Source organism: Streptomyces natalensis ATCC 27448 (genome assembly GCF_000935125.1).
GTDB lineage: Bacteria > Actinomycetota > Actinomycetes > Streptomycetales > Streptomycetaceae > Streptomyces > Streptomyces natalensis.
The window spans coordinates 104812-126923 of the sequence record NZ_JRKI01000062.1; the positions used below are offsets into that span (position 1 = coordinate 104812).

22 protein-coding genes and 1 pseudogene are annotated in these 22112 nt (G+C 71.1%); 14 read left to right on the forward strand and 9 right to left on the reverse strand.

Features of this window, described 5'->3' with window-relative positions; all coding sequences use genetic code 11:
* Positions 1 to 169: 169 nt before the first annotated feature.
* From SNA_RS35600 to SNA_RS35615, 4 genes are all read left to right on the forward strand, one after another.
* Positions 170 to 637, forward strand: a complete 468-nt coding sequence (locus SNA_RS35600) for a hypothetical protein (RefSeq protein ID WP_044368559.1) — start codon at positions 170 to 172, stop codon at positions 635 to 637.
* On the forward strand, positions 634 to 1383 hold the full coding sequence (locus SNA_RS35605; protein ID WP_044368561.1) for a hypothetical protein: 750 nt from the start codon (positions 634 to 636) through the stop codon (positions 1381 to 1383). Before SNA_RS35600 ends, SNA_RS35605 begins: the two co-directional genes overlap by 4 nt.
* A 160-nt stretch (positions 1384 to 1543) precedes the next feature.
* A complete protein-coding gene (locus SNA_RS35610) occupies positions 1544 to 2497 on the forward strand; it encodes a transporter substrate-binding domain-containing protein (RefSeq protein ID WP_051877524.1) in 954 nt (317 codons plus the stop codon).
* 267 nt (positions 2498 to 2764) lie between these two features.
* Complete coding sequence (locus SNA_RS35615; protein WP_030072094.1) at positions 2765 to 3442, forward strand: HD domain-containing protein; 678 nt, start codon at positions 2765 to 2767, stop codon at positions 3440 to 3442.
* Between the two features lie 130 nt (positions 3443 to 3572).
* Here the strand turns inward: SNA_RS35615 and SNA_RS41840 are convergent, their stop codons facing one another.
* The gene (locus SNA_RS41840) at positions 3573 to 4001 is read right to left on the reverse strand and encodes a hypothetical protein (RefSeq protein WP_157880186.1); all 429 of its coding nucleotides are present in this window, start codon (positions 3999 to 4001) and stop codon (positions 3573 to 3575) included.
* Between the two features lie 185 nt (positions 4002 to 4186).
* Between SNA_RS41840 and SNA_RS35625 the strand changes: the two genes are divergently transcribed.
* On the forward strand, positions 4187 to 5416 hold the full coding sequence (locus SNA_RS35625; protein ID WP_044368634.1) for a Cmx/CmrA family chloramphenicol efflux MFS transporter: 1230 nt from the start codon (positions 4187 to 4189) through the stop codon (positions 5414 to 5416).
* Between the two features lie 20 nt (positions 5417 to 5436).
* Here SNA_RS35625 and SNA_RS35630 read toward each other — a convergent pair whose 3' ends face one another.
* The gene (locus tag SNA_RS35630; RefSeq protein ID WP_030072088.1) at positions 5437 to 7644 is read right to left on the reverse strand and encodes an MMPL family transporter; all 2208 of its coding nucleotides are present in this window, start codon (positions 7642 to 7644) and stop codon (positions 5437 to 5439) included.
* A gap of 168 nt (positions 7645 to 7812) precedes the next feature.
* Between SNA_RS35630 and SNA_RS35635 the strand changes: the two genes are divergently transcribed.
* Positions 7813 to 8538 carry a TetR/AcrR family transcriptional regulator gene (locus tag SNA_RS35635; protein WP_420823543.1) on the forward strand — a complete coding sequence of 242 codons (726 nt, stop codon included), beginning with the start codon at positions 7813 to 7815 and terminating at the stop codon, positions 8536 to 8538.
* A 27-nt stretch (positions 8539 to 8565) separates the two neighbouring features.
* Here the strand turns inward: SNA_RS35635 and SNA_RS35640 are convergent, their stop codons facing one another.
* Together SNA_RS35640 and SNA_RS35645 are read right to left on the reverse strand one after the other, a co-directional pair.
* On the reverse strand, positions 8566 to 8832 hold the full coding sequence (locus SNA_RS35640; RefSeq protein WP_030072084.1) for a DUF4031 domain-containing protein: 267 nt from the start codon (positions 8830 to 8832) through the stop codon (positions 8566 to 8568).
* A gap of 1 nt (position 8833) precedes the next feature.
* Positions 8834 to 9196, reverse strand: coding sequence for a hypothetical protein (locus SNA_RS35645; RefSeq protein ID WP_420823544.1), 363 nt, complete (start codon positions 9194 to 9196; stop codon positions 8834 to 8836).
* Positions 9197 to 9456: 260 nt separating this feature from the next.
* On the opposite strand from SNA_RS35645, the gene SNA_RS35650 reads away from it, so the two are divergent.
* The 6 genes and pseudogenes from SNA_RS35650 (at position 9457) to SNA_RS35675 (ending at position 15170) form a co-directional block, all read left to right on the forward strand.
* Entirely contained in the window at positions 9457 to 10308 is an 852-nt protein-coding gene (locus SNA_RS35650; RefSeq protein WP_044368639.1) for a MurR/RpiR family transcriptional regulator, read from the forward strand.
* 58 nt (positions 10309 to 10366) lie between these two features.
* A complete protein-coding gene (gene murQ, locus SNA_RS35655) occupies positions 10367 to 11305 on the forward strand; it encodes an N-acetylmuramic acid 6-phosphate etherase (protein WP_044368563.1) in 939 nt (312 codons plus the stop codon).
* Between the two features lie 22 nt (positions 11306 to 11327).
* On the forward strand, positions 11328 to 13028 hold the full coding sequence (locus tag SNA_RS35660) for a PTS transporter subunit EIIC (RefSeq protein ID WP_078970437.1): 1701 nt from the start codon (positions 11328 to 11330) through the stop codon (positions 13026 to 13028).
* A gap of 159 nt (positions 13029 to 13187) precedes the next feature.
* A complete protein-coding gene (locus SNA_RS35665; RefSeq protein WP_157880187.1) occupies positions 13188 to 13613 on the forward strand; it encodes a hypothetical protein in 426 nt (141 codons plus the stop codon).
* Between the two features lie 95 nt (positions 13614 to 13708).
* Positions 13709 to 14272: pseudogene (locus SNA_RS35670) on the forward strand (RNA polymerase sigma factor); the annotation flags it as partial.
* A 136-nt stretch (positions 14273 to 14408) separates the two neighbouring features.
* Entirely contained in the window at positions 14409 to 15170 is a 762-nt protein-coding gene (locus tag SNA_RS35675; protein WP_044368565.1) for a hypothetical protein, read from the forward strand.
* 206 nt (positions 15171 to 15376) lie between these two features.
* Here the strand turns inward: SNA_RS35675 and cynR are convergent, their stop codons facing one another.
* A complete protein-coding gene (gene cynR, locus SNA_RS35680; protein ID WP_030063874.1) occupies positions 15377 to 16285 on the reverse strand; it encodes a transcriptional regulator CynR in 909 nt (302 codons plus the stop codon).
* A gap of 154 nt (positions 16286 to 16439) precedes the next feature.
* Between cynR and SNA_RS35685 the strand changes: the two genes are divergently transcribed.
* Entirely contained in the window at positions 16440 to 17033 is a 594-nt protein-coding gene (locus SNA_RS35685) for a carbonic anhydrase (protein ID WP_030063873.1), read from the forward strand.
* Between the two features lie 77 nt (positions 17034 to 17110).
* Complete coding sequence (gene cynS / locus SNA_RS35690; protein ID WP_030063872.1) at positions 17111 to 17581, forward strand: cyanase; 471 nt, start codon at positions 17111 to 17113, stop codon at positions 17579 to 17581.
* A 138-nt stretch (positions 17582 to 17719) separates the two neighbouring features.
* On the opposite strand, the gene groL is transcribed toward cynS, so the two are convergent.
* The 4 genes from groL to thrC form a co-directional block, all read right to left on the reverse strand.
* Positions 17720 to 19342, reverse strand: coding sequence for a chaperonin GroEL (groL, locus tag SNA_RS35695; protein ID WP_030063871.1), 1623 nt, complete (start codon positions 19340 to 19342; stop codon positions 17720 to 17722).
* Between the two features lie 421 nt (positions 19343 to 19763).
* Positions 19764 to 19967, reverse strand: coding sequence for a cold-shock protein (locus tag SNA_RS35700; RefSeq protein WP_003986833.1), 204 nt, complete (start codon positions 19965 to 19967; stop codon positions 19764 to 19766).
* Between the two features lie 525 nt (positions 19968 to 20492).
* Positions 20493 to 20771 (reverse strand): MoaD/ThiS family protein, encoded by a 279-nt coding sequence (locus SNA_RS35705; protein WP_030063870.1) that lies wholly within the window; start codon positions 20769 to 20771, stop codon positions 20493 to 20495.
* 53 nt (positions 20772 to 20824) lie between these two features.
* On the reverse strand, positions 20825 to 22105 hold the full coding sequence (gene thrC / locus SNA_RS35710) for a threonine synthase (protein ID WP_044368569.1): 1281 nt from the start codon (positions 22103 to 22105) through the stop codon (positions 20825 to 20827).
* Between the last annotated feature and the right edge of the window lie 7 nt (positions 22106 to 22112).

Below are 22112 nucleotides of genomic sequence, written 5' to 3' on the forward strand. Positions count from 1 at the left end.
CACAGCGCCGCCGAACGCGCCCGGCAACCACCCGTACGCGCCCGGAACATCCGTTACAAACCCGGCACGAAACCCCTCATTGGTGCGGGTATGGAACAGCCCGCACATGGGTAACACGCCTTCCCGATAAGGCTGTTGCGGCCGAGTCCGATGAGCGTGGGGGGAATCGATGTCCGACCTGGTGACCGTATCCGCCGAGATTGCGCCGTATCTCACCCTGGCCGCGAACAGCCTGGGGACCGCCGTGATCGCCACCGCCCAGCAGCGGATCGCCGACCGCACGGTGACGGCCGGAGAGGGCTTCTTCCGGCGGCTGCTGCACGGTCGCGGCCGGCTCGGCGGCGGCAACGGCGAGCCGGTCCTCGACACCCGCCGCGCGGACGCCCTCGACCAGCTGCTGGCGGGCCTCGACGACGAGCAGTGGCGGCGACTGTTCGGCGCAGTGGCCACCTGGCTGGACGACTCCGACGGCCCGCGAGACGCCGAACGCCTGCTGGCCCACATATCCCGGCAGGCCCCGGCCACCGTCACGAAGAACAACACCGTGACGGTGCACGGCCATCACATCGTCGCCGCCAACGAGATCCACGGCGCCGTCACCCTCAATGACGGCAGCGCCCCGCAGGACGGCTCATGACCGGCCCCGGGGCCACCGGCACCGAAAACAGCCACGTGGACGGGCGCGGCAGTCACTTCGTCGCCGCCAACGCCATCAGGAACGTGATCATCAAGTGGGTGATGCACCCCAGCGCACGCTGGGCGCCCCTCCTGGCGGCCTGCACGGGCCTGGTGATCGCCGGCAGCACCTGGCCGGACGGGCCCGCGAGCCAGTACGCCCTGTGGGGCACGCTCGCCGGTCTCTCGGTCGCCTCCGCCGCCGCCCGTGTGCTCCACGGAAAACCGCAGCAGGGCACCGCAGATTCGCGGCATGTCCGGGTGGTCGGCATCCTCTCGCTGTTCTCCGTGCTGGCAACGGTCGGCGCCTGGCTCGCGTTCCAGCACGTGGTCACCCACGGCGAGGTCGATGTCACCGGGCAGGTCCACACCCGGGGCGTGCAGCCCCTGGACGACACCGGGCACCGCACCCTCTCCCTCCTCCTGGACGCCCCCGCCCTCCGGGAGCCGCGCAATGCCCTGCGCCTGACGCTGGCCATCGACGATCACGACCCGGCCGGGCCCACCTGCCTCCCCGACACCAGCGCCACCGTCTCGCTGCTCACCTCGGGCGTTGCCGCCCAGACCAGGACCGTCCGCCCCGGTGACACCGTCGACTTCACCCTGGGCGCGCGGGCCCGCTCCGTACGGATCGATCTGCTGCTGCACACCGCCCACGGCTGCCGGATGGACGTACGGGCGACCGGCGCCGTACTGCACGACATGTGACGGCAGCCGCCGGGCGGCCGCCGCCGTACCGCGCATGAACCCGTACTGCGCACGAACCCGTACCGCCGTACCTCGCACAAACCCGTACCTCGCACGAACCCGTACCGCCGTACCTCGCACGAACCTGTACCGCCGTACCGCATATGAACGGGGGACCCGCATGACTGTCAGGACCACCAGGACCACCAGGGCCGTCAAGACCGTCAGGACCACCAGAACGGTCAGGCCCAGAATCACGACCGGAACCGCCGGGCCCGGCCGCCCCGCCCTCGCCGCCGGCGCGCTCCTCGCCCTGCTCGCCCTCTCGGCGACCGCCTGCGGCGCCGACCAGCCGCCCTCGCTCTTCGCGGACGGCACGGTCCAGGTGGGCACCAAGAACGACCAGCCCGGCACGGCCGTCGTCCGCAACTACAAGTTCTCCGGCTTCGACACCGCCGTCGCCCGCCAGGTCCTCAAGGCGGTCGACGCCAAACCGGACTTCGGGATCGTGCCGTCCGAGGACCGTCGCGCGGTGCTCACCGACAAGACGAAGGACCTGGTCGTGGCGACCTATTCGATAACCGTCGACCGGATGAAGGACCTGGACTTCGTGGGACCGTACGCAACCACCTACGAGGGCCTGATGGTCCGCAAGCGCGACAACCGGATCAAGAAGCCCGACGACGTCAACGGCAAGCGGGTCTGCACCTGGCCGGGGACAACCGCCGCCAACACCCTGGAGAGCCCGCGGTACAACCGCATCCAGGTCTACGAGGCGCCGGACGCCTCCACCTGCATCAACGATCTCAAGGTCAAGAAGACGGCCGACGCGGTCTCCATCGACCAGATGATCCTCTACGGCTTCACCCAGGAGAACCCCGATCTCAAGGTCGTCCCCGACATCACCTACGGCTCCGCCAACCAGTACGGCATCGCGATGGCCAAGGGACACCGCCAGGACTGCCTGAAGTTGCGGGACGCCCTGCGGAACTACCTCGGCGACAATGCCTGGAGCCAGGACTTCGCGACCTCCCTGCCGTCGATACCGAAGGCCGACGCCACCTGGGAGACCGACTTCAAGCCCCGGCTGGAGACGGTCGACTCGCTGTCCTGCCGCGATCGGCCCGGGACCTGATGTGACGTGGCCTGATGTCCTGACCTGATGTGACGTGACCTGATGCGACGTGACCTTATGTGACGTGCGGCCCGGCCTGACGTGCGCCCGGCCTGACGTGCGCCCGGCCTGACGTGCGCCCGGCCTGACGTGCGCCTGGCCTGACGTGCGCCTGGCCTGACGTGCCGTCATGCGGGTGGGGCCCCCGCCCCGCCGGCGACGATTCCCGGTACCGCCGACGATGCCCACACCGCCAGGGATCTTGACCCACGGGGCACAATGACTGCCATGAGCCCCGAGTTCCCCATGGCGCACCCGACCGCCCCGGCGGAGCTGGCCCGCCGCTGGGCCCTCGCCGTCGCCGAGGCCCGCGGCCCGCACGCCGCCGGGGGCCCCGACCCGGCCCCGTACGCGGACAACCTCCTGTCCCGGTGGGCCGAGCCGCAACGCCGCTATCACACCGTCGCCCATCTGGCCGCCGTCCTGGAGCGCATCGACGAACTGGCCGAGCACGCCGACGATCTGCCCGTCGTCCAGTTGGCGGCCTGGTTCCACGACGCGGTCTACCGCCCGGACCGCTCCGAGAACGAGGAGCGCAGCGCCGCCCTCGCCGAACGCGCCCTGCCCGAACTCGGCGTCGGCGTGGCCCGTACGGCCGAGGTGGCCCGGCTGGTACGGCTCACGGTCACCCATGACCCGTCCCCGGACGACCCGGACGGCGAGGTGCTGTGCGACGCCGACCTGGCCGTACTGGCCGGCGCCCCGGACGACTATGCGGCGTATGCCGCCGCCGTCCGTGAGGAGTACGGCTTCGTTCCCGACGCCGATTTCGCCGCGGGCCGCGCCGCCGTGCTGCGCCAACTCCTCGCCCTGCCGAGGCTGTTCCGGACGCCGATGGGCTACGACCGGTGGGAACACACCGCGCGGCGGAATCTGACGACGGAGCTGGAGCTGCTGACGGGGTGATCGACCGTCGGCGGGGGGATCAGCCGTCGGCCGGGTGGTCGACGGCCGACGGGTGGTCGACGGCCGGCGGGTGGTCGACGGCCGGCGGGTGATCGGCTGCCAACGGGTGCTCGGCCGCTGACGGCGCGCGTCACTGCTGGCCGGTGCGCCGTCGCAGCCTCGGCAGTCCGTCCTCCCCCAGCACCACCCGCGCCTCGTCCTGGTCCACCGCTGCATGCCGCTCGTTGCGCAGGACGCCATGTGCGGGGCACTGGCAGCGGTGGGACAGCGGATCCGGGCAGTCGGCGAGCCCCTGCCGCAGCCGGGCGAGATCCTCCGGCTCCAGCCGCCATGTCCAGTCCATGTCCCAGGGCTCGTCCGTCTCCCACGGCTGGAGATAACAGTCGTGGCTGAAGGAGTACAGCACGCCGTGCCCGCACCCCGGGCATTCCAGGATCCGCACATAGTCGTGCACCTGGCGATGTTCCGGCCCGGCCCCGTGCGGCACTCCCCGCTCGTTGATCTCCGCCACCGGCCGCCGCTCGGCCCCGCACCGCTCGCATTCCCGTTTCGGCCCCATCGCGGCAGCCTACGGGCGGACGGCCGGAGGCACGGGTGGGATCACGCCCTCGAACGACATATCGGACACCGGGAATGTCAGCTGTGCTACCGCTGTTAGTACCTGTCATGCCAGCTCGACCCGAACGCACTGTGTCCAGCCCGCCCGAGAACCGCAGCCCGTCCGATCGCGCCGACCGCGCCCGTATGCCCATCGCCGTCTACGTCCTCGGGCTGTCCGTATTCGCCCTGGGGACGTCCGAATTCATGCTCTCCGGCATCCTCCAGCCGCTCGCCCGTGATCTGAAGGTCTCCATTCCGCAGGCCGGGTTGCTGGTCTCCGCGTTCGCGATCGGCATGGTGGTCGGTGCGCCCGTCCTCGCCGCGGCGACGCTGCGGCTGCCGCGGCGTACGACCCTGATAACCCTGCTCGGCCTCTTCGGGCTGGGCCAGGTGGCCGGTGCGCTGGCGCCGACGTATGGCGTGCTGTTCGCCTCGCGCGTGGTGAGCGCGCTGGCCTGCGCCGGTTTCTGGGCGGTCGGGGCGGCGGTCGCCGTCTCGCTGGTGCCGGTGACCGCACGCGCCCGTGCGATGGCCGTGATGGTCGGCGGGCTGAGCATCGCGAATATCGCGGGCGTCCCGGCCGGCGCCCTGCTGGGGCAGCACGCCGGGTGGCGCTCGGCCTTCTGGGCGGTGGCCGTGCTGGCCGTGATCGGTCTGGTCGGGGTGATCACGCTGGTGCCGAGCACGCCCGTGCCGACCGGTGACGAGCGTCCCCGGCTGCGTCGCGAGCTGACCATCTACAAGGACAAGCAGGTCTGGCTGGCCCTGACCGCCACGGCCATGAACGGCGCGGCCGTCTTCGCACTCTTCTCCTATCTCTCGCCGCTGCTGACCGATACCGCCGGGCTGGCCGAGAGCTGGGTGCCCACGGTGCTCGCCCTCTTCGGCGTCGGCGCGCTGATCGGTACGTTCATCGGTGGCCGGATCGCCGACGCACGCCCCTTCGGCACGATGTTCATCGGCATCTCCGCCTCCACGGCCGTCCTGGCCCTGCTGGCCCTGACCGCCCACAGCCCGGTCGCCGCCGTCGCACTCTCCCTGATGCTCGGCGTGACGGCCTTCACCACGGCCCCGGCGCTCAACGCCCGGATGTTCAACGTGGCCAATGCCGCCCCGACGCTGGCGGGCGCGACCACCACCGCGGCCTTCAACATCGGCAACACCCTTGGTCCCTGGCTGGGCGGCCTGGCCATCGGCGCGCACTGGGGTTATCCGTCCGTGGCCTGGACCGGTTCGGCGCTGGCGGCGGTGGCCGTCGCCGTGACGGCCGTCGCCTTCCGTCTCCACCGCTCGGCGGCTCACCGCTCCAAGCTGATCGCCTCCTCGGCCGGTGTCCCCCTCGCAAAGGAGAGCGCACCGGCCGAACAGCACTGAGGCGCGCCCGGACCGCGCATCTAGGGCACGGGCTGCGGTTCCCGGGGCTTTGCCGCCACGGGGGCCGGGGCCGGCTCGCCCTCCGATATGCCGAACCGTTCGTGGAAGCGGCGCAGCGGCCCCGGGGCCCACCAGGTGGCGCGGCCCGTCAGGCGCATGACGGCGGGGACCAGCAGACTGCGGACGATCATGGCGTCCATGAGGACCGCCAGCGCGATGCCCAGGCCCAGCATCTTGGTGTTGGTCACCCGGGAGGTGCCGATCGCGACCATCACCACGGCGAGGATCACGGCGGCCGCGGTGATCAGTCCGCCGGTGCGCTGGAGTCCGTACCGCACGGCGTGCGGGTGGTCGCCCGTGTGGTCGTACTCCTCCTTGATCCGGGAGAGCAGGAAGACGCCGTAGTCCATGGAGAGGCCGAAGGCGACGCAGAACATCAGCACGGGGAGCGTGGTCTCGATGTCTCCGGTGCTGGTGAAGTCCAGGACGCCGGAGAGATGGCCCTCCTGGAAGACCCAGACGACGGCGCCGAACATCGCGGTGAGACTGAGGGCGTTGAGCACCACCGCCTGGACCGGTATGAGCACGCTCCCGGTGAGCAGGAAGACCAGCAGCAGGGTCACCACGGCGATGATGCCCGCGGCCCAGGGCAGCCGTTCGCCGATGGCGTGCTGGGAGTCCACCAGGACGGCCGCCGTGCCGGTGACCGAGGTGCGGAACGGGGCGTGGGTGGCGCGCACTTCGCGGACCAGGTGCTGGGTGTTCTGGTCGACGGCCTCGCCTTTGGGGAGCACCGTGAAGTAGGCCGAGTCGCCCTTCACCAGCGGTCCGTCCACCCTCGTCACGCCGGGCAGGCCGGCGAGCCGCGTGCGGTAGTCGGCGTACTGGGCGCGGGTCGCCCTGCCCTCGGCGAGGACGTCGAGGCCGCCGCCGGGGCTGCCGGGGAAGCCGTCGCGGATGTGCTGCTGGACGGTATGGGACTCGGCGGTCGTCGGCAGCTGGCGGTCGTCGGCGGTGCCGAACTTCACGCCGAGGAAGGGGAGTCCGAGAAGGACGAGGCCGACGGTGGTGGCGAGGGCGAAGACCGGGGCGCGCCGCATCACCAGGGAGGCGACGCGGGCCCAGCCGGTGCCCGGCGACGCGCGGCCGGGTGCGCCGCGGCGCAGGAGCCGTCGCAGGTCCAGGGCGTTGACGCGGTGGCCGAGCAGGGCGAGCGCGGCCGGGAGAAGGATCAGCGCGGCGGCCGCGGCGAGCAGGACGACAGCGATGCCGGCGTAGGCGAAGGAGCGCAGGAAGTACTGCGGGAAGACCATCATCGCGGCGAGCGAGACGGCGACGGTCAGCGCGGAGAAGAGGACGGTGCGGCCGGCGGTGCGCAGCGTGGTCCCGACCGCCGCCAACGGCTCGGCGCCCGTGGACAGTTCCTCGCGGAAGCGGCGGACGATGAACAGGGCGTAGTCGATGGCGAGGCCCAGCCCCAGGGCCGTCGTGAGGTTCAGGGCGAAGACCGATACGTCGGTGAACTCGGTGAGGCAGCGCAGGACCGCGTTCGTCCCGAGGATGGCGACGATGCCGATGCCGAGCGGGAGCAGGGCGGCGACCGCGCTGCCGAAGACCATCACGAGCAGTACGAGGGTGATGGGCAGGGCGATGGTCTCGGCGCGGACCAGGTCCTCCTGGATCGTCGTCTGGATCTCGTGCCGCACGGCGACCGGGCCGCCCACCGAGACCCGCACCGGGCCGTGCTCACCGCGCAGTGACGGTGTGATGCGGTCGAGGGTCTCGCCCGCGGTCGTGTCGTCGCCGGTGATCCGAGCGGCGATCAGGGCCTGGTGTCCGTCCTTTGCGCGCAGCTGCGGGGAGCGCGTCTGCCAGTACGAGCCGACGCCCGTCACGCCCCGCTCGTCCGCGAGCCGGGCCGTCAGCCGCGCGGCCTCGGCGGCGACCGCGCGATCGTCGACGGATGCCCGCCCGCTGTCCACGAGGAGCAGCAGATTGGGCTGCGAACCGGGGAATTCCCGCTCCAGCGCCTTGGTCGCATGGGTGGACTGTGCGGCCGGGTCCTCCCAGCCGCCGGCGCCCAGGCGCTTCTCGACGCCGCTGCCGGCGAAGACGGCCAGCGCGGTCAGCACCAGCGCCACCAGCAAGGAAAGGCGTGGCCGGGCGGTCACGAAACGGGTCCAGCCGCCCGGCTTCGGGTCGTCCGGCGGGCTGTTGACTTCGGTCATGATGCGGTGTCCCCTTCACCGTGATCCGTGCGCCTGTGCATCCGTGCGTCCGTACGTCCGCGCAGGCAGCATGGGTCGGTCATTGCCATAGACTGGCAAACACGAGCGGCCGCTCGCGTTTTTCAAGAATGCGAGCGGGCACTCGCGTTTGTCAATCGCGTTCGGGAGTTGGGGAAAACCGTGGTCGACAAGCAGCAGACGGAGGACGGGCGGACGCAGGCCTCTGCGCCCGAGGACGGGCGGGACGAGAAGCCGCGCCGCCGCCAGGCGCGGGGCGAACGCCGTATCGCCCAGCTCCTCGACGCCGCGGCGACCGTTTTCTGCACGAGCGGCTACACGGCCGCCTCCACCAACGCCATCGCCCGCGAGGCCGGCGTCTCGCCCGGCACGCTGTACCAGTTCTTCCCGAACAAGGAGGCCATCGCCATCGAGCTGGGCGACCGGCTCATCCACAAGATGCGCGACACCTACGGCGAGGTGCTCACCCCCGCCGACACGGCCGCCCCGCTGCGCGAGCTGCTGGACGGCATCGTGGACCGGTTCATCGACTTCAACTGCCAGCACCCGGCCTTCTTCGCGCTGATGCACGGCCCGGACGTCCCGGGCCGGATGGCCGAGGCGCACGACGCGCTGCATGCGGCTCTGCTGGCGCGCCTCCAGGACCTGATCGCCTTCTACGCGCCCGACGCGCCGAGGGCCGCGACCGCCCGCATCGCGGAAATGTGCTTCGGCCTCTTCAAGGCGGGGCTGGAACTGATCCTGGCGCACGAGGGCGCCGAGCGGGACGGCTACGTCACGGAGCTGAAGAACGCCCTGTTCCGCTATCTCGATCCGGTCATCGGCGACGCCGTGGGCGCCGTCGCGCAGCCCCCCGGCGCAACGTCGGGCGGGTAACGCCGCACACCCCGGGCGGGCAGCGCCTCACGCCTGCCGGTTCTTGGGCCGCCGCAGCCCCGCCGCCGTCAGCCGGCGCAGCAGTTCCTTGCAGCCGACCTCCAGCGCCCCGGCCCGCACCGCGTCGGCGTAGCACTCCGCGGGCAGGTCGTAGTGGTCGCGCTCGAACGCCCGCGGCGGTGCGCCTATCGCCGCCGCGAACGCATGCAGCTCGTCGTACGAGGTGTCGCTGACCAGGTGCGACCACATCCGGCCGTGCCCCGGCCAGGTGGGCGGATCGATATAGATCGCCACCTCAGGTCTCCAGCGGCGCCCGCAGCCGCCCCACGCGCGCCACCGCGACGGCCGTCTTGGGGCAGACCCAGTGCGGATCGGGCCCCAACTCCGGCTCGACGTCGAGGGCATGCGGGTCGCCGGAGGTGGTGCACACCGGGCACAGCGGCCAACGGCCGTAGCGTTCGAGCAGCGCGTCCTGCACGTCCTGGGCTATCAGTCCGGCGACGAATTCCGCGCCCTCAGGCCACTGCTCCACCCACCACCGGCGGTGGGAGACCGCATCCTCGACGAGCGAGACGATCTCGGCGTCGGCCACTTCGTCCGCGACCAGGTCGGCGAGCACCAGCGCCCGCGCGGCATGCAATGCCTGTTCCAGCTCCATGCCGTCCATTGTCGCGCGGACGGCCGGTGCGGACCGCTCGTCGTCCACAGCCCCTCTCGCGTCGCGCGACTTTTCCACAGCCCGGCACGGCGAGTGTTGACGCGGTACGCGGATGAAATTACTTTTCACACGTGAGCAGCATCGTGAAGGAAACTTTCAGGAACAGGAAGACGGCCCCCGAGACCGTCCACGAAGCCGTCAACGAAACCGCCGACGAACCTGCCAAGCGGCCGGCCCCGGCGCCGCCCGCGCCCGCGGCGCTGGCCGCCAAGGTCCGCACCCTCGGCCCGACGATGACCCGCTCCATGCAGCGCGTCGCCGAAGCCGTCGCGGGCGATCCGGCCGGCTGCGCCGCCCTGACCGTCACCGGCCTCGCCGAGCGCACCGGCACCAGCGAGGCCACCGTCGTGCGCACCTCGCGCCTGCTCGGCTACCCGGGCTACCGCGATCTGCGCCTGGCCCTCGCCGCGCTCGCCGCGCAACAGGAGGCCGGCGGCGCGCCCGCCGTGACCGCGGACATAGCGGTCGACGACTCCCTGATCGACGTCGTCGCCAAGCTCGCCCAGGAAGAGCAGCAGTGTCTGGCCGACACCGCCGACGGACTGGACGTCAGCCAGCTGGAGGCGGCCGTCGCCGCGCTGTGCGGGGCCCGCCGGATCGATGTCTACGGCAACGGCGCCTCCCATCTCGTCGGGCAGGACCTCGCGCAGAAGCTGCTGCGCATCGGTCTGATCGCGCAGGCGCACTCCGACCCGCACCTGGCGGTGACCAATGCCGTGCAGCTGCGTACCGGGGACGTCGCCCTGGCGATCACCCACTCCGGCCGGACCACCGATGTCATAGAGCCGCTGCGGGTGGCGTTCGACAACGGCGCCACGACCATCGCGATCACCGGCCGCCCGGACGGCGAGGTCGCCGCGTACGCCGACCACATCCTGACCACCTCCACGGCCCGCGAGAGCGAGCTGAGGCCGGCCGCGATGTCGTCCCGGACGAGCCAACTCCTCGTCGTGGACTGCCTGTTCATAGGGGTCGCCCAGCGGACGTACGAGACCGCCGCGCCCGCGCTGTCCGCCTCCTACGAGGCCCTGGCCCACCGCCACCAGCCCTGATACGCCCGATGCCCTCCGCTGTGGGCAGCAGCCCGCCCCCGGAAAGAGCCACCACGCCATGACTGCCACCGCCGACCCCGCCCGCCTCCGCGCCGAGCTGGAGACCCTGACCACCGAGGCGTTCCGCCCCGAGCTGGCCGAGATCGACCGCTGCTCCACCCTGGAGATCGCCCGCACGATGAACGCCGAGGACGCCACCGTCCCGGCCGCCGTCGCCGCCCGCCTCCCGCAGATCGCCGCCGCCATCGACGCCACGGCCGAGCGGATGGCCCGCGGCGGACGGCTGGTCTATGCGGGCGCCGGTACTGCGGGCCGGCTCGGCGTGCTGGACGCCAGCGAGTGCCCGCCGACGTTCAACACCGACCCCGCCGAGGTCCTCGGACTGATCGCGGGCGGCCCGTCCGCCCTGGTCAGCGCCGTCGAGGGCGCCGAGGACAGCAGGGAACTGGCGGTCGCCGACCTGACCGCCATCGACCTCACGCCCCAGGACACCGTCGTCGGCATCTCCGCCTCCGGCCGCACCCCGTACGCCATAGGCGCCGTCGAGCACGCCCGCCGCCTCGGCGCGCTCACCGTCGGCCTGTCCTGCAACGCCGGATCCGCGCTGGCGGCGGCCGCCGAGCACGGCATCGAGGTCGTCGTCGGCCCCGAGCTGCTGACCGGCTCCACCCGCCTCAAGGCCGGTACGGCGCAGAAGCTCGTCCTCAACATGCTCTCGACGATCACCATGATCCGCCTGGGCAAGACCTACGGAAACCTGATGGTCGACGTCCGCGCCTCCAACGACAAGCTGCGGGCCCGCTCGCGCCGGATCGTCGCGCTGGCCACCGGCGCGTCGGACGAGGAGATCGAGGCCGCGCTCGCCGCCACGGACGGCGAGGTCAAGAACGCCATCCTCACCCTCCTCGGCAAGGTCGACGCCCCCACCGCCGCCCGCCTCCTCGAAACCTCCCACGGCCACCTCCGCACCGCCCTGGAAACCGCCGCCTCCTCGTAGCCCGCACAGCAAGGCACCCCACATGCCCGAAGACACGACCCGGGAACCCCTCCCGGACAGGAACCAGAACCGGAACACGAACCAGTCCGCGAACCAGAACGCGAACCAGAACGCCAAGAGGAACGCCGACGACCGCGCCCGCCAGACCCCGCACGCCGACAAGCACCAGGCGCTCGCCGCCGCGCTGCTCCCCCTCGTCGGCGGCGCCGGGAACCTCACCTCCGTCGCCCACTGCATGACCCGCCTGCGCCTCGGCATCCGGGACCGCGCGCTGGTCCAGGACGACGCCCTCAAGGCGGTGCCGGGCGTCATGGGCGTGGTCGAGGACGACACGTACCAGATCGTGCTGGGCCCCGGGACGGTCGCCCGGGTCGCCCCCGAGTTCGAGCGCCTGGCCGAGGAGGCGCGCGCCGCGGCCGCCACGGCGTCCCCGGCCGGGGAAACGCCGACCACGGCCGCCCCCGACGCGGCACCGGCAGCACCGGCGGCGCCCCGGAAGGTCACCTCCGCCGCCGACCTCGCCGCCCAGGGCGCGGCCCTCAAGGCGCGCCAGAAGGCCAAGAACGCCACTCCGGCCAAACTCTTCCTGCGCCGGATCGCCAATATCTTCGTCCCGCTGATCCCCGCCCTGATCGGCTGCGGCATCGTCGCGGGCATCAACGGCCTGCTGACCAACCTGGGCTGGCTGCCGACGCTGGTCCCCGCGCTGACCGCCATCGCCTCCGGCTTCATGTCGCTCATCGCCGTCTTCGTCGGCTTCCACACCGCCCGGGAATTCGGCGGCACCCCGGTCCTCGGCGGCGCGGTCGCCGCCGTCGTCGTCTTCCCCGGTGTCGCCCATATCTCCGCCTTCGGCCATCCCCTCGCCCCCGGCCAGGGCGGCGTCCTCGGCGCCCTGGCCGCCGCCCTCCTCGCGGTCCAGGTGGAAAAGCGCTGCCGCAGACTGGTCCCCCAGGCGCTGGACGTCCTCGTGACCCCCACCCTGACGGTCCTGCTCACCGGCCTGGTCACGCTCTTCGGCCTGATGTACGTCGCCGGCGAGATCTCCGCCGCCTTCGCCACCTTCGCCGACGGGCTGCTCGCCCACGGCGGCGCCCTCGCCGGTTTCGTCCTCGGCGGCCTCTTCCTCCCCCTGGTCATGCTGGGCCTCCACCAGGCCCTCATCCCCCTGCACACCACCCTCATCGAGCAACAGGGCTACACCGTCCTGCTGCCCATCCTCGCCATGGCGGGCGCGGGCCAGGTCGGCGCCGCACTCGCCGTCTATCTGCGCCTGCCCCGCAACGGCTCGATCCGTACGACCATCAAATCCGCCCTCCCCGCGGGCTTCCTGGGCGTCGGCGAGCCCCTGATCTACGGCGTCTCGCTCCCCCTCGGCCGCCCCTTCATCACCGCCTGCCTCGGCGGCGCCTTCGGCGGCGGCTTCCTCGGTCTCGCCCACCAACTCGGCGACACCGTCGGCTCCACCGCCATCGGCCCCTCCGGCTGGGCCCTGTTCCCCCTGGTCAAGGGCAACCACGGCATCGGCGTCACGGCCGCCGTCTACGCCCTCGGCCTGCTGGTCGGATACGTCGCCGGCTTCCTCGCCACGTACTTCTTCGGCTTCAGCAAGCAGATGCGCCGCGATCTGAATGCCGACCCCGATGCGCCCGCCGGTGCCTGCGCCGCACCGCCCACCCAGGCCGACGACTCGCCGCCCGACAAGGCCCCCGTCTCCGCCTGACGCCCGCGCCCGCCCGCCCCGGGCGGCCGCAGCCGCACATACGCCCCTGACGGCCCATCACCTCGCCGCGCCGGGGCGATCAAAAACCATTCCGCGGGCTCATACGTATCCCAGATGGATCCGACCTGCGAAATCCCGTCGAATGCCAGGAGGCCCCCGATGCCTTCCAGAGCTGCCGACGTGTCGCTGAGGGGGGCCGCCGGTGTCTGCGCCCTCCTCAGCGCGGTCGTTCATATCGTGATCGCTCCCGAACATCTTGAGGAGAAGACCTACATAGGAGTCCTGTTCCTGGTCGGCAGCGTTGCTCTGCTCATCGCCGCCGCAGGGCTCGTGCGACGCAATCCCCTGCCGGGGTGGTGGCTGGGGGCGCTGGTCAACGGCGGCATGATTCTCGGCTTCGCGCTGTCCCGTACGGTCGGGCTGCCGGGCTACCACGAAACGGAATGGGACCTTCCGTACGGGGCTCTGTCCATCGCCTCCGAGGTCGCGTTCCTCGCCGCGTTCGCCACCTGGTACGGCGCGGGGAAGCCGCGTCCGTCGCCGCCGCAGGTCACCCGCCCGGCGACGTCCCTGCGCGTACGGTGAGCGCCGCCGTTCCGCGGGAGGCGGAGGAGAATGGAGGCGTGGTCTTCCGTAACCGCCAGGCAATCCCCTGGCCGGGGCGAACCGTATATAAGGGCATGCAGAGGTTGCAGCTCCCGGTCGGACGCATCCCGGACGAGGCGCTGCTGGCTGGTCTGGCCACGGGTGACCCCGAGCTCGCCGTCACGTTCGTACGGCGCTTCCAGCACACCGTCTTCGGCGTGGCCATCGCCGTCACGCGCGATGCGCAGCTCGCCGAGGACATCGCCCAGCAGACGTTCGAGCGCGCGTGGCGGCATGCACAGGTCTACGACGCACGCCGCGGATCGGTGACGACCTGGCTGACGACCATTGCACACAATCTGGCCATCGACGCGGTGCGTTCGCGTCGGCCGGAGCCGGTGGCGCCCGAGGACCTCGATGCGCTGCTGGACGTGGTCACCGAGACGCCCGAGCAGCGGGCGCTCGCCGACGAGGCGTCGGCCGCGCTGCGGGCCGCGGTGGCGGCCCTGCCGCGCGAGCAGGGCCGCGCGCTGGCGATGGCCGGCATCTACGGGATGACCGCTCAGCAGATCGCCGACTGGGAGAACATCCCGCTGGGCACGGCGAAGACGCGGATCAGGACGGCGATGGGGAAGCTGCGGGCCACGCTTGCCGCGCCGGGACCGACGCGGACGGGCCCGGCGCGTCCGGACCATGCACCTGACCATGAACCTCCCGACCACCCACCCCCCGACCCCGCCGCCCCCACCCCCGACCCCCCACGCCCCGACCCCACGTCTCCGAAGCGAGGCGGCCATGACTAGGAACCTGACCTGTGAAGAGCTGCGCGACACCGGTGCCGAGCTGGCGCTGGGCGTGCTCGCGGGCCGGGAGCGGGCCGAGGCGACCGCCCATCTGGACCGGTGCGCGGAATGCCGGGAGTACATCGAGCAGCTGGCCCTGGTCGGCGACGGGCTGCTCGGCCTCCTGCCGGGCACCGAACCGCCCGCCGGCTTCGAAACCCGGGTGGCGCGCCGGCTGAGCCAGGCCGCGGCGGCGCGCGACGGACATGTGGTCGCCCGCGGTGTCGGGAAGCGGCGCGAACGGTCCCGTAGGGGCATACGGCTGCGGATCGCGTCGGCGGCGGCCGTCCTCGCGCTCGGCCTCGGGGCCGGCGGCTGGGCCGTCGGCATGGCCATCGAGAACGTGGCGGCCGGACCGGCACGGCCCGCCCAGACCGTGCCGAACATGCTGCGTGCGGACCTCACCGGGGCCGTTGCTGGGCACCGGGAGGCTGCCGGTGAGATCTATGCCCACCCCGGGTCACCTCCCGGCTCACCGGGCCTGGTGTTCATGTCCGTCGATCTCGCCGACGCCGGGATCAAGTACAGCGGGAAGGTCATCTGTCTCCTTCAGCGCAGCAACGGCACCACCGTCCGGCTCGGCACCTTCCACATGCGCGGCGGGGACGCCTACTGGGGTGCCCCGGCCTCCGTGAACCTCTCCACCGTCTCCGGCGTCCGCCTGACCGCGGCCGACGGCAGCGCCCTTGCCACGGCGCACTTCAGCGGGAGGTGACGGCTCCTCCGCGCTTCGGCGGGCGGTGACGGCTCATGCGTACTTCCCCAGCTCGCTGCGCTCCAGCGCCGCCCTCTCGTTGTAGAAGGCGAGGCTGGCGGCGGTGTCCTGGACGCTGATGCAGGGGGCGAAAGGCATGGGATTCCACCGAACGTCGACGGTAAGGGGCGATTGTCGACACTAAGGGGCAATCAGGCGCCAGGGGGTCACCCCGCCGACGGGTAGCCGCGGGAGCGCACGAGGTCGTGCGCCTGTTGCGTGAAGGCGTGGGACGCGGCGCTGAGGTAGGCGCCTTCGCGACGGAGGAGGCCGACGGTACGGGCGGGCAGGGGCGGGTCGAGGGGGACGGTGCCGAGGTGCGGGTGGTCGTCGGTGACGGCGTCGGGCAGGACCGTGGCCAGCTCGGTGCGCCGGACGATTTCGGTGAGGGCCTGGATGGAATTGGCTTCGACCGCGATACGGGGCGCGATGCGATGGCGGGCGAAGTAGGCGTCGATATGGCTGCGGGTGACGAAGTCGCTGCTCAGCAGGGCCACATCGCGGCCGTGGAGAGCCTGGACCGGGAGCGGAGGGTGGGGCGTCGGGAGGGCGCGCCCGGCACCGGTGACGAGGCTGAGGGTTTCCGTGAACAGCGCGATGGTGGTGATGCCGGGCAGATGGGGGCCGGTGAACGCGATGCCGACGTCGAGGTCGTCGGCGAGCAGGGCGGACTCGATGCGGTCCTGGGTCGTCTCCCGCACGGTCAGGGTGACACCGGGGTGGCGGGTGTGGAATTCGGCGGTGAGCGGGCCGACGAGGTAGGCGGTGAAGGTGGGGGTGACGCCCAGGCGCAGGTGCCCGCGGGAGAGGTCCTGGACGTCGTGGACGGCGCGTTCGGCGGCGGCCAGGTCGCGTAGCGCGCGCCGGGCGTGGCGGGTGTAGACCTCGCCGGCGTCGGTGAGACGTACGGCGCGCCCCGTACGGTCCAGCAGCTGTACGCCCAGAGCACGTTCGAGCTGTTTGATCTGCTGGGACAGGGTGGGCTGGGAGATGTGCAGCTCTTCGGCGGCACGGGTGAAGTTGCCGTGCTCGGCGACGGCGAGCAGGTAGCGCACATGACGCAGTTCCAGGGCCATGGGCGGCAGTGTAGATGCGTCTATAGATGACACCAATAGCTTGCATGCGTACTGCGTCTTGGACGCTATAGGCACAGGTCATGCAGGGTGGATTTCACCGGCCACCGCGGTCGGTCGCCACCGAAGGGAGTGCCCCATGTGCCCCGTGCGCCCCATGCAGGACCTCGCCGAGGGCGTCGCCCGTTTCCAGCGGGACGTCTTCCCGGCCAAGGCGGAGCTGTTCGCCCACCTGGCCGCCCATCACACCCCGCGGACGCTGTTCATCGGCTGCTCCGACGCGCGTGTCGTGCCCGAACTGATCACGGGCAGCGAGCCGGGCGAGCTGTTCGTCATCCGCACCGCCGGCAACCTCGTCCCCGCCTACCGCCCCGGCGGCGACGGAGTGGCGGCGAGCGTCGAGTACGCCGTATCCGCGCTGGGCGTGTCGGACGTCGTGGTGTGCGGCCACTCCGGGTGCGGCGCGATGACCGCCCTCGCCGGGCGCCACGACATGAGCGACGCTCCGGCGGTCGCCGGCTGGCTGCGGCACGCGGACGCCGCGCAGGCCCGCACCGCCGCCACCGGGGACGTGGCCGCGCTGATACGGCAGAACGTGCTCGCCCAGCTGGCGAACCTGGCCACCCACCCTTCGGTGGCCCGCGCCCGCGCCGAGAACCGGCTCACCCTCCACGGCTGGGTCTACGACATCGCCACCGGCGGCGTGGAGAACCTCTCCGCCGCGGGCCCTGACACCGCGACCGCGGCCTGACCCTCCCCCGCACCCCTAATCCCCCTCCCGAACCCCCAAACCCAACCCCAACCCCAAGCGAGAAGGACCAACCGACCATGATGCACGCCCAGTTCGACCCCACCGCCCGCCAGGCCCTGGCGAACGCCGCCGTCGAGGCCAAGACCCGTAAGAACCTCACCTGGCAGCAGATCGCCGACGCCGCCGGACTGTCGGTGGCCTTCACCACCGCCGCCGTCCTCGGTCAGCATCCCCTGCCGGAGAAGTCCGCCGAGGCCGTGGCCGAACTGCTCGGCCTCGACGCCGACGGCGCGCGGCTGTTGCAGACCGTCCCGACCCGCGGCTCGATCCCCGGCGGCATCCCCACCGACCCCACCGTCTACCGCTTCTACGAGATGCTCCAGGTCTACGGCACCACGCTCAAGGCGCTGGTCCACGAGCAGTTCGGGGACGGCATCATCAGCGCGATCAACTTCCGGCTCGATGTGAAGAAGGTCGCCGACCCCGAGGGCGGCGAACGCGCTGTCATCACCCTCGACGGCAAGTACCTGCCCACCAAGCCCTTCTGACGGATCCGGCCGGCGGTCCCGCGCAGGTCTCCGGGCAGAAACGCCGCCGGGGCGGCACCCCTCGTACGAAGGGTGCCGCCCCGGCGAACGTGTGGACCCGCGGCCGCGAGGGACCGGCGGTCTGATCCGGTGGCCGGATCAGAAGTCCATGTCACCGCCCGGCATGCCGCCCGGAGCGGCCGCGGCGGCCTTCTCCGGCTTGTCGGCGATGACGGCCTCGGTGGTCAGGAACAGCGCGGCGATGGAGGCGGCGTTCTGCAGAGCGGAACGGGTCACCTTCGCCGGGTCGATGATGCCCTCGGCGATCATGTCGACGTACTCGCCGGTCGCGGCGTTGAGGCCGTGGCCCGGGGTCAGGTTGCGCACCTTCTCCACGATGACGCCACCCTCCAGGCCGGCGTTCACCGAGATCTGCTTCAGCGGGGCCTCCAGGGCCAGCTTCACAGCGGCGGCACCGGTGGCCTCGTCGCCCTCGAGCTCCAGCTTCTCGAAGACCTGGGTGGCCTGGAGCAGGGCCACGCCGCCGCCGGCGACGATGCCCTCCTCGACGGCCGCCTTCGCGTTGCGAACGGCGTCCTCGATGCGGTGCTTGCGCTCCTTGAGCTCGACCTCGGTGGCGGCACCGGCCTTGATGACGGCCACGCCGCCGGCCAGCTTCGCCAGACGCTCCTGGAGCTTCTCGCGGTCGTAGTCCGAGTCGCTGTTCTCGATCTCGGCGCGGATCTGGTTGACGCGGCCCTGGACCTGGTCGCTGTCACCGGCACCGTCGACGATGGTGGTCTCGTCCTTGGTGATGACGACCTTGCGGGCGCGGCCGAGCAGGTCGAGACCGGCGTTCTCCAGCTTGAGGCCGACCTCCTCGGAGATGACGGTGCCACCGGTGAGGATGGCGATGTCGCCGAGCATGGCCTTGCGGCGGTCACCGAAGCCCGGGGCCTTGACGGCGACGGACTTGAAGGTGCCACGGATCTTGTTGACGACCAGGGTCGACAGGGCCTCGCCCTCGACGTCCTCGGCGATGATCAGCAGCGGCTTGCCGGACTGCATGACCTTCTCGAGCAGCGGAAGGAGGTCCTTCACGTTGCCGATCTTGGAGTTGACGATGAGGATGTACGGGTCGTCGAGCGACGCCTCCATACGCTCCATGTCGGTGGCGAAGTACGCCGAGATGTAGCCCTTGTCGAAGCGCATACCCTCGGTGAGCTCCAGCTCCAGACCGAAGGTCTGGGACTCCTCGACGGTGATGACGCCTTCCTTGCCGACCTTGTCCATGGCCTCGGCGATGAGCTCGCCGATCTGGGTGTCGGCGGCGGAGATGGACGCGGTGGAGGCGATCTGCTCCTTGGTCTCGACGTCCTTCGCCTGCTCCAGCAGGGCGGCGGAGACGGACTCGACGGCCTTCTCGATGCCGCGCTTCAGAGCCATCGGGTTGGCACCGGCGGCGACGTTGCGCAGGCCCTCGCGGACCAGGGCCTGGGCCAGGACGGTCGCGGTCGTCGTGCCGTCACCGGCGACGTCGTCCGTCTTCTTCGCGACCTCCTTGACCAGCTCGGCGCCGATCTTCTCGTACGGGTCCTCGAGCTCGATCTCCTTGGCGATGGAAACACCATCGTTGGTGATCGTGGGGGCGCCCCACTTCTTCTCGAGGACGACGTTGCGGCCCTTGGGGCCGAGGGTGACCTTGACGGCGTCGGCGAGCTGGTTCATCCCGCGCTCGAGACCGCGCCGTGCCTCCTCGTCGAACGCGATGATCTTGGCCATGTGAAGTGGTCCTCCCGGACATCGGGGTGGATTGCTCCGGACCGCGCTGGCGCCCGCGACGGACGGTCTGCACACCGTGTGGTTCCTTGCCCCACCCGGCCCGCGGACCTCGCCGACCCGATCCTTGATTGTCACTCTCACCCGGAGAGTGCTAACGCCAATGATTAGCACTCGGGCCCACCGAGTGCAAGACGCGCCCGCGAAGCGGGCTCGTTGGGGGTGGTGGTCGGGTGACGGGAGTGCACAAGGCGCGCCTGCGAAGCGGGCTCGTTGGGGGGTGGTGGTCGGGTGACGGGAGGGCGCAAGCGGGTGTGGACGCGCGCATCGATACGGGTGCGGGCGCGGGCGTGGATACGGCATGCAGAAGGCCCGCGCCCCTACAGGGGTGCGGGCCTTCGCGACGCTGCAGTCGGTCGGCGCCTCAGCCGGCCACCCGGACCATGTCCGCCTGCGGCCCCTTCTGGCCCTGCGAGATCTCGAACTCGACCCGCTGACCCTCCTCAAGGGTGCGGTAGCCGTCCATCTGAATCGCGCTGTAGTGGACGAATACATCCGCACCACCGTCGACCGCGATGAAGCCGTAGCCCTTCTCCGCGTTGAACCACTTGACGGTGCCCTGAGCCATGCCTAACTCCCCTATTACTGGCCCTTGCGCAGGACCGCACTCCGCGGACCCGGGTCAGACCTCACCCCTCGAAAGGCCCGTGGGGTGTGCGCCGGAACGCGTCGACCGCCGCTGAATGTATCTGCACCAATGCCCAGCGCAACAGGTCAATTGGACGAGAATTCTGGCACCGGAGAATCCGCAATTATGCCGCTAAGTCGCATTACGCCAGGGCAAGTCGGGCCGGGCATAGCTCCGTTTTCCGACAAATGCTGCACACACTTTGAGCACAACTCGGTGCGATCACATATGCGTTGGGCATGCGCGGGAGCTGTGCGAAAGCGGTACGAGGGCCATGCGAGGGGGGCGCATAGGTGGTACGAGGGGTTGTACGCGATCGCACGAAAGAGATCGGCCCCATCGTATCGCCTTTCCGGACATGGAATTGCCCCATCCGCTTTTGGGCGGATGGGGCAATTTCCGTCACGCGGGGCGCGAGATGGCGCAAATTGAACGCCGCGTCACCGCGTCTTCAGAGGCCGCCGGTCAGCAGCCTCCCGCTACGGCAGGAATGATGGACACGCCCGCCCCGTCCGGCGTCGGCGTCTCCAGGCCCTGCTCGAAGCGGACGTCGTCGTCATTGACATAGACGTTCACGAAGCGGCGCAGCTTGCCCGCGTCGTCCAGCACCCGCGCCGCGATGCCGGTGTGGTTCTTCTCCAGGTCGGCGATCACCTCGGAGAGGGTCGCGCCCTCGGCGGCGACCTCGGCTTGGCCGTCGGTGTAGGTGCGGAGGATGGTGGGGATGCGGACCTTGACGCTCATGGTTCTGCCTTCCAGCGACTGCGGGGTACGGGTTCGGGGATTCCGGCCGGGGCTCAGCCGGCCAGGCCGGCCGCGCGGAACGCGTCCAGGTCCGGACGGATGGTGGCCGTGGGGCCGGCGGCGACGGCATCCAGGGTCTTGAGGCCGTCACCGGTGTTCAGGACGACGGTGGTCAGGGCCGGGTCGAGCAGACCGTCCTCGATGAGCTTCTTGGTGACACCGACGGTGACGCCGCCCGCGGTCTCCGCGAAGATCCCTTCCGTCCGCGCCAGCAGCCTGATGGCGTCCACGATCTGCTCGTCGTTGACATCCTCCACCGCACCGCCCGTACGCCGCGCGATGTCCAGGACGTACGGCCCGTCGGCCGGGTTGCCGATGGCCAGCGACTTGGCGATGGTGTTCGGCTTCTGGGGGCGTACGACCTCGTGCCCGGCCTTGAAGGCCGCGGAGACCGGCGAGCAGCCCTCCGCCTGGGCGCCGAAGATCTTGTACGGCTTGTCCTCGACCAGACCCAGGGCGATCAGCTCCTTGAGCCCCTTGTCGATCTTGGTCAGCTGGGAGCCGGAGGCGATCGGGATGACGATCTGGTCCGGCAGCTGCCAGCCCAGCTGCTCGCAGATCTCGTACGCCAGGGTCTTGGACCCCTCGCCGTAGTACGGGCGCAGGTTGACGTTCACAAAGCCCCAGCCCTCGCCCAGCGGGTCGCCGATGAGCTCGGAGCAGAAGCGGTTGACGTCGTCGTAGTTGCCCTCGATGCCGACCAGGTCGCCGCCGTAGACCGCGGCCATGACGACCTTGCCGGCCTCCAGGTCGTGCGGGATGAAGACGCAGGACTTGAACCCGGCCCGGCGGGCGGCGGCGCCGACCGCACCGGCCAGGTTGCCGGTGGAGGAGCAGGACAGGGTGGTGAAGCCGAAGGCGCGGGCGGCCTCGACGGCGATCGCGACGACGCGGTCCTTGAAGGAGTGCGTCGGGTTGCCGGAGTCGTCCTTGACGTACAGGCCGCCCGTGACGCCCAGCTCGGCGGCAAGGCGGTCGGCCTTGACCAGCTTGGTGAAGCCGGGGTTGAGGTTCGGCTTTTCGGCCACGTCGACGGGGACGGGCAGCAGCGGGGCGTAGCGCCAGATGTTGTTGGGACCGGCCTCGATCCGCTTCTTCAGCCCCTCGGGGTCGCCGCTCGGCAGGTCGTAAGCCACTTCGAGCGGCCCGAAACATTCCTGGCAGGCGAAAATGGGGCCGAGCGGGAAACGCTGCCCGCACTCGCGGCAGGAGAGCGCGACGGCGGGGCCCAGAGCAACGGGAGCGGTTGCGGTTTCGGTGACTTGCACAGCCATGGAGGCG

What these genes read in the sequence shown, in the direction of transcription:
- SNA_RS35600 (WP_044368559.1), top strand. Translation starts at nt 170, where the DNA reads ATGTCCGACCTGGTGACCGTATCCGCCGAGATTGCGCCGTATCTCACC.
- SNA_RS35605 (WP_044368561.1), top strand. Translation starts at nt 634, where the DNA reads ATGACCGGCCCCGGGGCCACCGGCACCGAAAACAGCCACGTGGACGGG.
- SNA_RS35610 (WP_051877524.1), top strand. Translation starts at nt 1,544, where the DNA reads ATGACTGTCAGGACCACCAGGACCACCAGGGCCGTCAAGACCGTCAGG.
- SNA_RS35615 (WP_030072094.1), top strand. Translation starts at nt 2,765, where the DNA reads ATGAGCCCCGAGTTCCCCATGGCGCACCCGACCGCCCCGGCGGAGCTG.
- SNA_RS41840 (WP_157880186.1), bottom strand. Translation starts at nt 4,001, where the DNA reads ATGGGGCCGAAACGGGAATGCGAGCGGTGCGGGGCCGAGCGGCGGCCG.
- SNA_RS35625 (WP_044368634.1), top strand. Translation starts at nt 4,187, where the DNA reads ATGCCCATCGCCGTCTACGTCCTCGGGCTGTCCGTATTCGCCCTGGGG.
- SNA_RS35630 (WP_030072088.1), bottom strand. Translation starts at nt 7,644, where the DNA reads ATGACCGAAGTCAACAGCCCGCCGGACGACCCGAAGCCGGGCGGCTGG.
- SNA_RS35645 (WP_420823544.1), bottom strand. Translation starts at nt 9,196, where the DNA reads ATGGAGCTGGAACAGGCATTGCATGCCGCGCGGGCGCTGGTGCTCGCC.
- murQ (WP_044368563.1), top strand. Translation starts at nt 10,367, where the DNA reads ATGACTGCCACCGCCGACCCCGCCCGCCTCCGCGCCGAGCTGGAGACC.
- SNA_RS35660 (WP_078970437.1), top strand. Translation starts at nt 11,328, where the DNA reads ATGCCCGAAGACACGACCCGGGAACCCCTCCCGGACAGGAACCAGAAC.
- SNA_RS35665 (WP_157880187.1), top strand. Translation starts at nt 13,188, where the DNA reads ATGCCTTCCAGAGCTGCCGACGTGTCGCTGAGGGGGGCCGCCGGTGTC.
- SNA_RS35675 (WP_044368565.1), top strand. Translation starts at nt 14,409, where the DNA reads ATGACTAGGAACCTGACCTGTGAAGAGCTGCGCGACACCGGTGCCGAG.
- cynR (WP_030063874.1), bottom strand. Translation starts at nt 16,285, where the DNA reads ATGGCCCTGGAACTGCGTCATGTGCGCTACCTGCTCGCCGTCGCCGAG.
- SNA_RS35685 (WP_030063873.1), top strand. Translation starts at nt 16,440, where the DNA reads ATGCAGGACCTCGCCGAGGGCGTCGCCCGTTTCCAGCGGGACGTCTTC.
- cynS (WP_030063872.1), top strand. Translation starts at nt 17,111, where the DNA reads ATGATGCACGCCCAGTTCGACCCCACCGCCCGCCAGGCCCTGGCGAAC.
- groL (WP_030063871.1), bottom strand. Translation starts at nt 19,342, where the DNA reads ATGGCCAAGATCATCGCGTTCGACGAGGAGGCACGGCGCGGTCTCGAG.
- SNA_RS35700 (WP_003986833.1), bottom strand. Translation starts at nt 19,967, where the DNA reads ATGGCTCAGGGCACCGTCAAGTGGTTCAACGCGGAGAAGGGCTACGGC.
- SNA_RS35705 (WP_030063870.1), bottom strand. Translation starts at nt 20,771, where the DNA reads ATGAGCGTCAAGGTCCGCATCCCCACCATCCTCCGCACCTACACCGAC.
- thrC (WP_044368569.1), bottom strand. Translation starts at nt 22,105, where the DNA reads ATGGCTGTGCAAGTCACCGAAACCGCAACCGCTCCCGTTGCTCTGGGC.